Raw genomic sequence first — 13,030 nt, forward strand, 5'->3', positions numbered from 1 at the left:
GCCAACCTTGGCCGGCATCGGCCAAGCCCTCAGTCCAGCTTCACCACCAGCTTGCCGAAGTTGCGCCCCTGCAGCAGGCCAAAGAAGGCTTCCGGCGCCTTCTCCAGCCCTTCCACCACGTCCTCGCGGTACTGGACGCGGCCCTCGCGCAGCCACTGCGCCATCTCGCGCTCGAAGTCCGGCCACAGGTGCTTGAAGTCGTGCACGATGAAACCGCGCACGGTCAGGCGCTGGCGCAGGATCTGGCTGAACAGCGCCGGCAGGCGGTCCGGGCCAGGCTGCGCGACGCCACGATTGTTGTAGGTGGCGATGGTGCCGCACACCGGAATGCGGGCGAAGTCGTTGAGCAATGGCAGCACCGCATCCAGTACATGGCCCCCGACGTTCTCGAAGTACACGTCGATACCCGCAGGCACCGCCGCGCGCAGCTGCTCGGCAAAATCAGCCGCGCGATGATCCAGCGCCACGTCCACGCCCAGCGTCTGCAGATAGGCACGCTTGGCCTCGCCACCGGCGATGGCCACCACGCGCGCGCCCTGCAGCTTGGCCAACTGCGCCACGGTCGCGCCGACCGGCCCCGTTGCGGCGGCCACCACCAGCGTCTCTCCCGGCTGCAGGCGGGCGATTTCATGAAGGCTGGAATAGGCGGTGAAGCCCGGCATGCCATACACCCCCAGCGCCGTACTCAACGGCAGCCCGGCCGGGTCCAGGCGGCGGCCCAGCGCCTTGGCCGGCAGCACCGCGTGGGTCTGCCACCCGCCCGGCGCCAGCACCCGTTCGCCCACTGCGACACCCGCAGCCCTGGACTGCAATACCTCGGCCACGGTCTGGCCTTCCATCACAGCTTCCACTGCCACCGGCGCGGCATACGACGGTCCCTCATCCATGCGTCCACGCATGTACGGGTCCAGTGAGAGGTAGCGATTGCGCAGCAGCACCTCACCGTCGCCCAAGGGCGGCAGCGCGGCCTGCTCCAGGCGGAAATTGGCTGCAGTGGGCGCCCCCTGCGGACGCGACGCCAGCACGATGCGGGTGGTGGTCGATGAGTCGGACATGACGACGGTCTCTGCTGTTGCCAGCATCAGGAAAGGAACGCCGACACTACGCCGCAGCGTTCCCCCATGGGGGTCACGAAAACAGCGTTCCATGTCCGGTATCGGTGCCGTCCACGCGCAGGCCGCGCCACGCCGCGTTTGTCGATCACCGTGGCCCGCTGAATTCCGCCGCACGCGATGATCACCGCGCCACCGCGCACGGATGAATCGGCATCCAGCGCCCCCCTGCCCCGCGACGGCGGATCAAGTACTTGCGTCTACGCAGACGGCAATGTGAAGGTTTTTTGCCAAAATGCTTGCCGTAGCCGGCTGACCTCCGTAATATGCGCGTCCTTGGCAGCGACCTCGCTGCAATGAACTACGTGGCCGAGTAGCTCAGTTGGTAGAGCAGGGGATTGAAAATCCCCGTGTCGGCGGTTCGATTCCGTCCTCGGCCACCACGTTCGACAGCCTGCAGAAATGCGGGTCTTTTTTTCGGGAATCGCAGTTGATCGTGATTGCCACACAGTTTGGCCGAGTAGCTCAGTTGGTAGAGCAGGGGATTGAAAATCCCCGTGTCGGCGGTTCGATTCCGTCTTCGGCCACCATCTTTCGAGACCTGCAGAGATGCAGGTCTTTTTTTGTCCGTGCTTCGCGCACTGCACGAGTGGCGGATGCGGCGCCCGCGCACACGCCCGGTTGACGAAACATTTACACCGGCATGCGCGGCGGCACCTACGCTCCAGACTCCTGCCTGGAGCCTACCGATGCCTCTGCGCCCCGCCCTGTTTGCCTGCCTGCTGCTGGCCGCTTTCCCGGTGATCGCCACTGAACCTGTGCGCGCGGTCGAGCGCCTGGACATCGATCGCTACGCCGGCCAGTGGCACGAGATTGCGCATCTTCCGGTCTCGTTCCAGAAGCAGTGCGTGGGCGAGATCACCGCCAACTACGGACTGCGCAGCGATGGCCGCATCAGTGTCACCAACGCCTGCCGCAACGGCGACGGTGAGCGCGTGGTCGCCGAAGGCGTGGCACGCGCGGTGGCCGGCCATCCCGGCCAGTTGCAGGTGCGCTTCGCGCCGGACTGGCTGAGCTGGGTCCCGCTGGTCTGGGCCGACTACTGGGTGCTGGCGCTGGACCCGGACTATCAGTGGGCACTGGTCGGTGAACCGGACCGGAAGTACCTGTGGATCCTCTCGCGCCTGCCGGAAATGGATCGCGCACGCTTCGAAGCGCTGAAAGAAAAAGCCGAGGCCATGGGCTACGACCTGCGCCCGCTGCGCCTGATGGCCCCGCTTCGCGATACGCCCGCCGATTGAACCGCGTCGCAACCGCGGCGCCGCGCGCGCGCGGTCCGGCACCGCGCACGCCCGGCCGCCATCTTCACGCGCTACCCTCTGCGACGGGTCGCCACAGGCGATCCAAACAACCATACGCCGTAGTATGCTTATCCAAACGCACCCCTCCAGAGGACTTGCGCCCATGCTCCACCGTTTCCGTATCGCCTTGATTGTCCTGTGCACCCTCGCCCTTGTTGCCTGCAACAACGGCATCGTCAAGCGTGTTTCGGAACCGGCGGCCAGCCTGCAGCAGCTGACCGTGCGTGCCGACGGCAACTGGACCGTGGCCCTGCGCCTGCAGAACTTCAGCTCGATGCCGATGACCTTCGATGACGTCTCGCTGGCGCTGACCGTCGGCGACAACGAAGCCGGCACCCTGCACGCCAAGCCCGGCATCTCCATCGGCGGCACCTCCGCCGACGTGATCAATGTCGACCTGGTGCCCAGCTCGGCCGCGCGCCTGGTGGTGGCCGATGCGCTGGCCAGCAACCGCACCCTGGCCTATGGCCTGAAGGGAACGGTGGCGGCCACGCCGCAGGAAAAGAAGCAGCGCAGCTTCGACATCAGCAGCCGCAGCACCCTCAACCAGGCCCCCGGCCTGCCCGGCGTGCTGCGCTGAACGCGCCTTTCGTGGCGGCGTCCGGCGCCGCTCTCCCCTGCCCTGATCAAATCGAGACGTACCGATGAGCAGCTACACCGCCCCGCTTTCCGACCTCCGTTTCGCCCTGCACGACGTGCTCAAGGTCGAACCCCTGTTCGCCCGCCTGGGCTTCACCGACGCCACCGCCGACGTGGTCGATGCCGTGCTGGAGGAAGCCGGCCGCTTCAGCGCCACCGTACTGGCCCCGCTCAACAGCGTCGGCGACGAGATCGGCTGCGTGCTCGACCAGGCCACCGGTGAAGTGACCACCCCGCCCGGCTTCAAGCAGGCCTACGACCAGTTCGTCGATGGCGGCTGGACCGGCCTGACCGCCTCGCCGGAGCTGGGCGGCCAGGGCCTGCCGCACACTCTGGGCGTGCCGCTGAACGAAATGATCAATGCCGCCAACCTGGCGTGGGGCAACTTCCCGCTGCTCTCCCACGGCGCCATCGAAGCACTGAAGCAGCACGGCGAGGCCTGGCAGCACGAGGCTTTCCTCAAGCCGCTGATCGAGGGCCGCTGGACCGGCACCATGTGCCTGACCGAACCGCACTGCGGTACCGACCTCGGCCTGCTCAAGACCAAGGCCGAGCCGAACGCCGATGGGAGCTATTCGATCACCGGCACCAAGATCTTCATCACCGCCGGCGAGCATGACCTGACCGGGAACATCGTGCACCTGGTGCTGGCCAAGCTGCCCGACGCTCCCCCAGGTGCCAAGGGCATCTCGCTGTTCGTCACCCCGAAGTTCAAGGTCGACCGCGACGGCAACGTCGGCGAGCGCAACGCACTGCGCTGCGGCTCGATCGAGCACAAGATGGGCATCAAGGGGTCGGTCACCTGCGTGATGAACTTCGATGGCGCGCAGGGCTACCTGGTCGGCCAGCCGCACAAGGGCCTGCAGGCGATGTTCACCATGATGAACACCGCGCGCCTGGGGGTCGGCCTGCAGGGCATCGGCCTGTCCGAGCGCGCCTACCAGAACGCGCTGAAGTACAGCCGTGAGCGCCTGCAGTCGCGCGCCCTGAGTGGTGCCAGGTTCCCGGACAAGCCGGCCGACCCGATCCTGGTCCACCCGGATGTGCGCCGCATGCTGCTGACGGTGAAGTCGCTGGTCGAAGGCAGCCGCCTGCTGGCGCTGCACGCCGCCACCCTCATCGACGTTGCCCACCATGCCGAGGATGCCGCTGAGCGCGAGCGCGCCGACACCCTGGTGAGCTTCCTGACCCCGATCTCGAAGGCCTGCCAGACCGAATGGGGCATCGAGAACACCTACAACGCCCTGCAGTGCTTCGGTGGCCACGGCTACATTCGCGAGCACGGCATGGAGCAGCTGGCCCGCGACGCCCGCATCACCACGCTGTATGAAGGCACTACCGGCATCCAGGCGCTGGACCTGATCGGCCGCAAGACCGCGTCCAGCCAGGGCGCCGGCCTGAAGCTGATGCTGGCCGAGATCGAAGCCTTCGCCAAGGAACACGAGGGCAACGAAGCGCTGGCCGAGTTCATTGGCCCGCTGCGCGCCAAGGCCGCCGAATGGGGCAAGCTGACGATGGATGTGCTCCAGCGCGCGGCCGGCAATCCGGACGAACTGGGCGCGGCCAGCTACGACTACCTGTTCTATTCGGGTTACGTGGTGCTGGCCTACTGGTGGGCCCGCAGCGTCGCCGCCGCCGACGCCAGCGCACACGGCGCCGCCTTCGCCCAGGGCAAGCGCGAGACCGCGCGGTTCTACTTCGCCCGTGTGCTGCCGCGCACGCTCAGCCACGCCGCCGCGATCCAGTCCGGTGCCGCCCCGCTGATGGCGATGGACGACGAGCGCTTCGGCGCCTGAGCCGGGCTGCCGCCCGGCACCGGTAGTGCGGGCCGCTGGCCGGCAACCGCAACAGCCGGCTTCCTGCGGGATGGCGAGGTGGGTCCAATTGCGGGGGACGGCGCACGCCACCGGCCCCACCCCGCCTTCGACAGATTTCCGCTGCTGTTGGTAGGTGTCGACCTTGGTCAACACAGTAGATCCACGCCACGCGTGGATGAGGGGTCAGAGCCCTTTCCTGTGGAAAGGGATCCGACCCCGGCCCGGCAGCCCACCCCCGACCATCCCTCTGGAGAAGAGCCCCCTTTTGTTAAGGGGGCGCGCCGACAGGCGCGGGGATTAGGAGGAATGCGCGGACCTGAATGTTGACGATTTGTGTATCGCCTGTCGGCGATACACAAATCGTCAACATTCAGGTATAAGCTGTTCTCCCGATGGAGACAGACACTACACGCTTGGGTCTGATCGAAGCCGGAGCTCCGTTTTCTGCTCCGGGCGCCGAAGCATCGCCCAACGCCACGACGCTGCATCGCCCCGGTTCGGTCCGGCTGCTCTCGCTTGATGCCCACGGACGCGTACTGGACTGGATCACCTGGCAGGATGCGGCCTGCCTCTACGCCCGCGAGGCAGTGGCCTGGACGCTCGGCGATCCCTGCCTGCACATCCACGGTGGCACCAACCGCTTCAGCGGCCTGCAGAGCGGCATGGACCTGCACCCGATCATCGCCGCCCGCGGCCACGCCCGCTCCCGCGCGATCGACCCCACGCCGAACCTGACCAATCAGGCCCTGTTCGCCCGCGACGCCCATCTGTGCATGTACTGCGGCCAGCAGTTCACCCGCCCGACGCTTACCCGCGACCATGTCATGCCGCTGTCCAAAGGTGGCCTGGACTGCTGGGAAAACGTGGTCACCGCGTGCTTCCACTGCAATTCGCGCAAGAGCGACCGCACCCCGCAGCAGGCCGGCATGCCCCTGCTGGCAGTGCCCTACCGGCCCAGCTGGATCGAGCACCTGATCCTGTCCAACCGCAACATCCTGGCCGACCAGATGGCCTTCCTGAAGGCGCAGTTGCCCAAGCGCTCGAAACTCAGCACCTGAACGCCCGAAAATGCAACCCTCACCGTCCTGTCACGGACGGCGGCGTTTGCTTGCCCCACCCCCGTTTGAGGGCGAAAATGGGCGTTCAGAAAAAGTGCGAACATGATGATCGACTCTGCCCGCTATCCCCGCCTCGCGCGCATCCAGACACCGGATGACCTGCGCACGTTCGACGAATCCGAATTGAGGGCGGTCGCCGACGAACTGCGCGCCTACCTCATCGAATCGGTGGGCAAGAGCGGAGGTCACTTCGCCGCCGGCCTGGGCGTTATCGAGCTCACCGTGGTCCTGCACTATCTGTACCAGACCCCGGTCGACCAGCTGGTGTGGGACGTCGGCCATCAGACCTACCCGCACAAGATCCTGACCGGCCGCCGCGACGAGATCCATACTGTCAAGCAGAAGGACGGTGTCGCGCCGTTCCCGAAGCGCGAGGAAAGCGAGTACGACACCTTCGGCGTCGGCCACTCCTCCACCTCGATCTCGGCCGCGCTCGGCATGGCCATCGCCCGCCAGTCCGAAGGCGACGACCGCAAGGTCGTGGCAGTGATCGGTGACGGCGCGATGACTGCCGGCATGGCGTTCGAGGCGCTGATGCACGCTGGTGGCATGGAGCCGGAGCCGAACCTGCTGGTGATCCTCAACGACAACAACATGTCGATCTCCGAGGCAGTGGGCGGCCTGACCAAGATGCTGGGCCGAGCGACCGGCAGCCGTACGCTCAACGCGCTGCGCGAAGGTGGCAAGAAGATCCTCGGTGACAAGAAGAACAACCCGGCGCGTTTCGTGAAGCGCTGGGAAGAACACTGGAAGGGCATGTTCGTGCCCTCCACGATGTTCGAGGAAATGGGCTTCCACTACACCGGCCCGATCGACGGCCACGACATGCCGGCGCTGTTGTCCACCCTGAAGACGCTGCGCGCCTCCAAGGGCCCGAAGCTGCTGCATGTGATGACCACCAAGGGCAAGGGCTACGAGCCGGCAGAAGGCGATCAGATCGGTTACCACGCCGTGGGCCCATTCGATCCGGACAAGGGCCTGGTGGCCAAGGCCGGGGCCAAGAAGCCGACCTATACCGATGTATTCAGCGACTGGCTGTGCGATGCCGCCGCCGCCGAGCCGCGCCTCTACGGCATCACTCCGGCGATGCGCGAAGGCTCTGGCCTGGTGCGCTTCAGCAAGGAATACCCGCAGCGCTATTTCGACGTGGCGATCGCCGAGCAGCACGCGGTCACCCTCGCCGCCGGCATGGCCACCCAGGGTGGCAAGCCGGTGGTGGCGATCTACTCCACCTTCCTGCAGCGAGCGTACGACCAGCTGGTGCACGACGTGGCGATCCAGGATCTGGACGTGCTGTTTGCGATCGACCGCGCTGGCGTGGTCGGTCCGGACGGCGCGACCCACGCCGGCAACCTCGACCTCAGCTTCCTGCGCTGCGTGCCGAACATGGTGGTGATGGCACCCTCCAATGAAGCCGAGTGCCGGCAGATGCTCAGCACCGGCCTGCAGCACCCGGGTCCGGCGGCCGTGCGCTACCCGCGCGGTACGGGTACCGGCGTTGCGGCCGGCACCGACCTGTCGACCCTGCCGATCGGCAAGGGCGAGCTGCGCCTGCAGGGCAACCGCATCGCCCTGCTTGCCTTCGGCAGCACCGTGCCCGCCGCCGAGCAGGTCGGCCGCGAACTGGGCCTGAGCGTGGTCAACATGCGCTTCATCAAGCCACTGGATCGCGAGCTGGTGCTGACCATGGCCGCGCAGCACGAGGGCCTGGTCACGATCGAAGACAACGTCGTGGCCGGCGGTGCCGGTTCCGGTGTCGGTGAACTGCTCAATGCCGAAGGCGTGCTGCGTCCGATCCTGCACCTGGGCCTGCCCGACAGCTACCAGCACCACGCCAGCCGCGAGGACCTGCTGGCCGAAGCCGGTATCGATGCGGCCGGCATCCGCGCCGCCGTGCTCAAGCGTTGGCCACAGCTGGCCGCAGGCAGCCCACCGCTGAGTGCCGCGGGCTGAGGCCGATCAGGAATCCACGCATCACGGGAAGGTGCAGCCGAAGGCTCGCACCTTCCATGGTGGAAGCAGGTGGTTCCACGCCATGCGTGGATGGCCGGACCCCGCAGGCCTGCCCCGGCAGGCGCCCCACGCTCAACCGTAACTGACCGCTTCCACGAACGCCCCGCTGGCCTCCACGCGCACGGCGGCGCGCTGCCCGGTGTCGACGAAGTGCAGGCGGGCCAGGGTCTCGGCAAAGTCATAGGCTCGTGCGCCATCACGGAACTCGATTGGCTCCGGCCTATCCGGGTGCAGCACGCGCCACTGGCGCTGTTCGCATTGCAGGCGGATCAACATGCAGCTCACTCCTTGAGGCAGCGTATCGACGGCGGCGCGATGCTGATGCCGGCTACGGCAATCGACATCGGGAATCAGGGCACGCAAGGCACCCTGATCACAGACGATACGGCGTTCAAAATGTGAGCTGTATCAGATTATTCTGATTTTCATGGGTTGAATCCGTAAAGCTCAGTTCACCTGGAACTGCGCCCTGCAGCCATCGCTCACCCAGATGCCGCGGCGATCCCAGCCCCAGCTCTGGCCTTCGATGCAGGCACTGCGCGAGTCCTGGCGGATCAGGCGCACGCCCCGGCGGATGCGGGCATCGCAGTACTCCTGCCGGTGGCCATTGGAATGGCAGGTAACCACATCACCACCGCCCCATCCGTTGCCGTTGCCCCAGCCGCCGCCATTGCCGCCCCAGCCGCCGCCGCGGCGGTACTCACCGACGAATTCGGCACGGCACCCCTGTGTGACCCAGACGCCGTTGCGCGACTGGCCCCAGGTCTCACCTTCCACACAGGGCGAACCGGACAACTGGCGGATCAGCCGCGCGCGGCCATCCAGGCGGCACTCGTTGCTGCGGTTCTTGACCGACTCGCAGCGCACGATGCCACTGCCATCGCGGCCGCCATAGCGGTCGTCGTCGTAGCCGTAGCCATAGCTCTGCGCCTGGGCGCCGCCGGCGGCCGCCAGCATCGGCAACAGGGTGCAGGCCAGGGTGCGCCAGGTGAGTGCCTTGCCCATCGAGATCTCCAGATGAATACGATGGCGCAAGCATCCGGGATTCACGGCCCGGCGCACAGAGGGAGGCGCGATGGCAGTTGTTCCTCCATTCAAACAACTCAACCGTGGCTGACTGCACTACGGGGGGCTGGCGTCACTCTCCAACGTAAAGCGCGTCTACCGTGTTGCCAAGCGCCTCGACCCGCACCGTGCTGCGCTGGCCGGTGCGGCGGTGATGCTCCAGGGCCAGCGCGGCGGCGGCATCAAAGGCGTCGGCGCCCCGGGCGTAACCGGTGGTGTCGCTCACCTGCGGATGCAGTACGGACCAGCGCTGGGCATTGCATTGGACGGTGATGACCATCGGGAGGCTCCTGCGGATGAAAGGGTGCAGTGGCAGGCAGCGGGCCGCTTGCCGTTACACCATCAGGCTAGCGACCGCCTCCGGGATGGCCCATCAGATTTGTACGAAAATGCCGCGCCTTCGCGTCGGATCTTGGCTTTCCTCACATCCCTGAGTCCGTTTAGCCCGTTCATTCCGTGATCCTTGTCACGGAGTCAGGCTGGCTTCACACTACCGTCATCAACAGGGGCCCCTTCCACATGCGCACCTTCTTCTCACAGCAACGCTGGACGTTGCTGAAGTTCTATTTCGTGGCCAGCTATCTGATCCTGATCGAAGAGTTGATCCGCGCCGCCGTGCATTGAGCGCTTGCTGGCGAGCTATTTGCGACAGAAAATGTCGCTTTAGGCACGGAGCTCGCACATGAAGGTGCTTCTTCTGATCCCGGCCCTGCTGGCTCTGGCCGCCTGTGCCAGCCAGGACACGGCGACCGCGCGCGCTGATGCCGCTGAGGCGTCGCCAGCGACGCCGGTGGTGGGGGGCGACCGTGATGCGCACGGCTGTATCGGCTCTGCCGGGTATCAGTGGTGCGAACACAGCCAGCGCTGCGAGCGCCCCTGGGAGCTGGCGCAGGCGCAGGGCCTGGCCAACACGGCCGAGGCCATCGACGCGTACTGCGCCAAGCCCGCCAGCCCGGCGCGCAAGTGAGCACGCCCTGCCATGGCTGAGCTTACTCCCCTGCCCGATCTCGCCCGTGGCCGGTATCGCCACTTCAAGGGCGGCGACTACGAGGTGATCGACATCGTCCGCAGCAGCGAGACGTTGGAGCCGATGGTGCTCTATCGCGCACTCTATGGCGAAGGCGGCCTGTGGGTACGCCCCTACCCGATGTTCATCGAGCAGGTTCCGGGCGAACACGGCCCGCAGGCGCGCTTCGCTCGCATCGACGACTGATCCGGTGCGACCCGCAGTGAACCGGAGCCCACGATGAACCCCTATGTCTACTTGGCCGCCGCCATCGTGCTGGAAGTGATCGCCACGTCGCTGCTGAAGGCCTCGGACGGCATGAGCCGGCTGTGGCCGACAGTGGGCGCGCTGGTTGGCTATGGGCTGTGCTTCTACCTGCTGTCGGTCACCATGAAGTCGGTGCCGACCGGCATCGCCTATGCAATCTGGTCCGGCGTCGGCATCGTGCTGATCTCGCTGATCGGCCTGGTGGTGTTCAAGCAGCGGCTGGATGCACCGGCATTGATCGGGATCGGCCTGATCTGCGCCGGCGTACTGGTGATCAATCTGTTCTCGCGCAGCAGCGCGCACTGAAGACGCTGCTGCGCGAACGGCGATAGCTGACCTTCTTCAGCTGACCTTCTTCGCCACGCTCATGCCGATCAGGAACAGCACCACGGCGATGATGATGCCTGCCCAGAACAGGAACTTGGCGATGCCCACGGCGGCGCCAGCGATGCCGCCGAAGCCCAGCACGCCCGCGATGATGCCGATGATGGCGAAGATGATGGCCCACTTGATCATGTCGATCCTTTCCCAGCAGGGAATGCAAACGGTGCGATCAGGCTAGGCCTCCACCGATGCGGCGCTCGTGAACGGGCCGCGTGTGCGGCGTGAATCAACGCGGCCGGAAGCGCAACAACGCCACTGCGAAAGCCAGGAACACGCTTCCCACCAGCCGCTCGAACCAGCGCCGTGCGAATGGCTTGGCGAGCCAACGGCGCAGGCCGTGACCACCGGCCGCATACATCACGTACCAGAACAGTTCGCAGGCCGCGAAGGTCGCCACCAGCACGCTGTACTGCACGGCCTGGCTGCGCGACGGGTCGACGAACTGTGGCAGGAACGCTGCGGCGAACAGCAGTAGTTTGGGATTGCTCAGGCCGACCCACAGGCCGCCGCGGAACACCGTTCCTGCGCCATGTACCGGCGCCAGTGTGACCTCGTCAGCATCGGCCACCGCGGGTGCGGGCCGGCAACTGTCGCGCCAGGCCTTGATGCCGAGCCAGGCCAGGTAGGCCACACCGAGATAGCGCAGCACCTCGAACAGCATGGGCGAGGAATGCAGCAGCGCACTCAGGCCCGCTGCGGAAGCCGCCAGCACCAGCAGCATCGCCAGCAGGCAGCCGGCCATGGCCGGCACGCTGCCGCGAAATCCCAGCCCGACGCTGCGGCCAAGGATGTGCAGCATGTTGGGCCCAGGCGTCCCGCACAGCACGAAGACCGTGGCCAGGAACCACCACCAGGTATGCAGGGCCATGTCGGGCGTCCACTTCAGAACATCCAACCAGCATAGAGTGCGCCGGCCTGGCGCGGCACACACAGTGCAGCATGGATGCGGTGGTTACAGAGGCAGGCTCAGGCCGCGAGCGCGTCGCGCCGTACCAGTACCTGGTCGATCAGGCCCCATTCGCATGCCTGCTCGGCGCTCATGAACCGATCGCGGTCCAGGGTCTGTTCGACCTCCTCGAAACTGCGTCCGCAATGCCGCGCATACAGCTGGGTGATGCGCTGCTTGGTGCGCTGCATCTCCTCGGCGTGGATGAAGATGTCCGAAGCCTGGCCCTGCACCCCGCCCAGCGGCTGGTGCACATGCAGGCTGGCATTGGCCAGCGCCGCGCGGTGACCCGGCTCGCCGGCCATCAGCAGGAACGAACCCATCGACCGCGCGGTGCCCATGCACAGCGTATGCACCGGGGCCGAGATGTATTGCATCGTGTCGTACATCGCCAGGCCGCTGGAGATCACCCCACCCGGCGAGTTGATGTACAGATGGATCGGCTTCTCCGGATTTTCAGATTCAAGGAACAGCAGTTGCGCGCAGACCAGCGCCGATACGGTGTCATCGACTTCGCCGTTGAGAAAGATGATGCGCTCGCGCAGGAGCCGCGAGTAGATGTCATAGGAGCGCTCACCGCGCTCGCTGCGTTCCACCACCATCGGTACCAGCTGCATTCTGTCCCGCATGTGCCTGCTCCCTGTAGCGTTCGATCCAGGCGCCGGCTCACGCCGCGCGCATCACCGTGCGATGGTCATCGTTGGACGCCGGCGGTATCAGCGCGCGCCGGTCGGTGAGCCGATGCACGATGGTCAGCACCGTTCCCCCATCCTCATCAGCGCGCAGCCGGAAACACACCAGGCTGTGCAGATGTGGGGGCTGTGCATCGCGCAAGCGGAATCCGAGCTCCCGCCCCTCCTCGAACAGGCAGGGCTTTGGATCGGCAAGATCGGCGGCAGGCAACCAGCGCTCACGCAGTGCCGGATCGAACAGTGCGCGCCAGACCCGTTCCGGTGGCGCAGGCAACCGCTGCTCCATCACCAGCGCGGGAGCCGCTTCCTTCAGAACATCGTCCATCAGTCCATCTCCTCCAGCAGGTTCTGCAGTGCGGACATCCGCGCCGGCCAGTAGGCCCGGTAACGCTGCAGCCAGCGTCCGATGTGGGCCAGCCCGCGCGGATCGACTTCATAGTGGACGAAGCGCCCCTGGCGCTGCTCACGCACCAGCCCTGCATCGCGCAGCACTGCCAGGTGCTGGGACATCGCAGACTGGCTGATCGCAATGCCCTCGCGCAGCGCGCTGGCATGCCGCCCGCCATCGGCCAGCTTTTCGAAGATGTGGCGGCGGGTGGGGTCAGCCAGCGCCTTGAACAGGGCGTTCTCGATCATGATCAACACATTAGCAACTACTAATGTGTAGTGC

Annotated in this window: 17 protein-coding genes and 2 tRNA genes; 10 read left to right on the forward strand and 9 right to left on the reverse strand. The window is 66.2% G+C overall.

Annotated elements, in window-relative coordinates:
* Positions 1–29: 29 nt before the first annotated feature.
* A complete protein-coding gene (locus ACS0OT_RS13635) occupies positions 30–1,055 on the reverse strand; it encodes an NADP-dependent oxidoreductase (RefSeq protein WP_164093382.1) in 1,026 nt (341 codons plus the stop codon).
* A gap of 364 nt (positions 1,056–1,419) precedes the next feature.
* On the opposite strand from ACS0OT_RS13635, the gene ACS0OT_RS13640 reads away from it, so the two are divergent.
* The 7 genes from ACS0OT_RS13640 to dxs all read left to right on the forward strand — a co-directional run bounded on the left by ACS0OT_RS13640 (position 1,420) and on the right by dxs (position 7,940).
* Positions 1,420–1,495, forward strand: a tRNA-Phe gene (locus ACS0OT_RS13640).
* A 71-nt stretch (positions 1,496–1,566) separates the two neighbouring features.
* Positions 1,567–1,642: transfer RNA gene (locus ACS0OT_RS13645), tRNA-Phe, on the forward strand.
* Between the two features lie 159 nt (positions 1,643–1,801).
* A complete protein-coding gene (locus ACS0OT_RS13650) occupies positions 1,802–2,353 on the forward strand; it encodes a lipocalin family protein (protein ID WP_005417806.1) in 552 nt (183 codons plus the stop codon).
* Between the two features lie 163 nt (positions 2,354–2,516).
* Entirely contained in the window at positions 2,517–2,993 is a 477-nt protein-coding gene (locus tag ACS0OT_RS13655) for an LEA type 2 family protein (RefSeq protein ID WP_053501243.1), read from the forward strand.
* 64 nt (positions 2,994–3,057) lie between these two features.
* Positions 3,058–4,848 carry an acyl-CoA dehydrogenase C-terminal domain-containing protein gene (locus ACS0OT_RS13660; RefSeq protein WP_065196611.1) on the forward strand — a complete coding sequence of 597 codons (1,791 nt, stop codon included), beginning with the start codon at positions 3,058–3,060 and terminating at the stop codon, positions 4,846–4,848.
* 413 nt (positions 4,849–5,261) lie between these two features.
* Positions 5,262–5,927 (forward strand): HNH endonuclease, encoded by a 666-nt coding sequence (locus tag ACS0OT_RS13665; protein ID WP_032954353.1) that lies wholly within the window; start codon positions 5,262–5,264, stop codon positions 5,925–5,927.
* A 105-nt stretch (positions 5,928–6,032) separates the two neighbouring features.
* Positions 6,033–7,940, forward strand: coding sequence for a 1-deoxy-D-xylulose-5-phosphate synthase (dxs, locus tag ACS0OT_RS13670; protein WP_111127807.1), 1,908 nt, complete (start codon positions 6,033–6,035; stop codon positions 7,938–7,940).
* 132 nt (positions 7,941–8,072) lie between these two features.
* Here dxs and ACS0OT_RS13675 read toward each other — a convergent pair whose 3' ends face one another.
* From ACS0OT_RS13675 to ACS0OT_RS13685, 3 genes are all read right to left on the reverse strand, one after another.
* Positions 8,073–8,276 (reverse strand): hypothetical protein, encoded by a 204-nt coding sequence (locus ACS0OT_RS13675; RefSeq protein ID WP_005417823.1) that lies wholly within the window; start codon positions 8,274–8,276, stop codon positions 8,073–8,075.
* A 171-nt stretch (positions 8,277–8,447) separates the two neighbouring features.
* Positions 8,448–9,005 (reverse strand): DUF3011 domain-containing protein, encoded by a 558-nt coding sequence (locus ACS0OT_RS13680; protein ID WP_005417825.1) that lies wholly within the window; start codon positions 9,003–9,005, stop codon positions 8,448–8,450.
* 133 nt (positions 9,006–9,138) lie between these two features.
* Positions 9,139–9,345 (reverse strand): hypothetical protein, encoded by a 207-nt coding sequence (locus ACS0OT_RS13685; RefSeq protein WP_005417826.1) that lies wholly within the window; start codon positions 9,343–9,345, stop codon positions 9,139–9,141.
* A 402-nt stretch (positions 9,346–9,747) separates the two neighbouring features.
* On the opposite strand from ACS0OT_RS13685, the gene ACS0OT_RS13690 reads away from it, so the two are divergent.
* From ACS0OT_RS13690 to ACS0OT_RS13700, 3 genes are read left to right on the forward strand one after another with little or no spacing between them, the layout of a single operon-like run.
* Entirely contained in the window at positions 9,748–10,032 is a 285-nt protein-coding gene (locus ACS0OT_RS13690) for a hypothetical protein (protein ID WP_053499224.1), read from the forward strand.
* Between the two features lie 12 nt (positions 10,033–10,044).
* Positions 10,045–10,278 (forward strand): DUF1653 domain-containing protein, encoded by a 234-nt coding sequence (locus tag ACS0OT_RS13695; RefSeq protein WP_005417832.1) that lies wholly within the window; start codon positions 10,045–10,047, stop codon positions 10,276–10,278.
* A 33-nt stretch (positions 10,279–10,311) separates the two neighbouring features.
* The gene (locus ACS0OT_RS13700) at positions 10,312–10,644 is read left to right on the forward strand and encodes an SMR family transporter (RefSeq protein ID WP_065179577.1); all 333 of its coding nucleotides are present in this window, start codon (positions 10,312–10,314) and stop codon (positions 10,642–10,644) included.
* 36 nt (positions 10,645–10,680) lie between these two features.
* Here ACS0OT_RS13700 and ACS0OT_RS13705 read toward each other — a convergent pair whose 3' ends face one another.
* The 5 genes from ACS0OT_RS13705 to ACS0OT_RS13725 form a co-directional block, all read right to left on the reverse strand.
* Positions 10,681–10,854, reverse strand: coding sequence for a DUF1328 domain-containing protein (locus ACS0OT_RS13705; protein ID WP_005417836.1), 174 nt, complete (start codon positions 10,852–10,854; stop codon positions 10,681–10,683).
* Positions 10,855–10,948: 94 nt separating this feature from the next.
* On the reverse strand, positions 10,949–11,590 hold the full coding sequence (locus ACS0OT_RS13710; RefSeq protein ID WP_005417837.1) for a LysE family translocator: 642 nt from the start codon (positions 11,588–11,590) through the stop codon (positions 10,949–10,951).
* A 98-nt stretch (positions 11,591–11,688) separates the two neighbouring features.
* Complete coding sequence (locus ACS0OT_RS13715; protein WP_005417839.1) at positions 11,689–12,297, reverse strand: ATP-dependent Clp protease proteolytic subunit; 609 nt, start codon at positions 12,295–12,297, stop codon at positions 11,689–11,691.
* A 37-nt stretch (positions 12,298–12,334) separates the two neighbouring features.
* Positions 12,335–12,685 carry a polyketide cyclase gene (locus ACS0OT_RS13720; RefSeq protein WP_065179579.1) on the reverse strand — a complete coding sequence of 117 codons (351 nt, stop codon included), beginning with the start codon at positions 12,683–12,685 and terminating at the stop codon, positions 12,335–12,337.
* Positions 12,685–12,996: an ArsR/SmtB family transcription factor gene (locus tag ACS0OT_RS13725; protein WP_005417843.1), complete on the reverse strand. Its 312-nt coding sequence runs from the start codon at positions 12,994–12,996 to the stop codon at positions 12,685–12,687. The genes ACS0OT_RS13720 and ACS0OT_RS13725 overlap by 1 nt, the downstream gene beginning before the upstream one ends.
* Positions 12,997–13,030 lie beyond the last annotated feature (34 nt).

This window comes from Stenotrophomonas maltophilia group sp. RY12688, from assembly GCF_052149045.1.
Classification (GTDB): Bacteria; Pseudomonadota; Gammaproteobacteria; order Xanthomonadales; family Xanthomonadaceae; genus Stenotrophomonas; species Stenotrophomonas sepilia.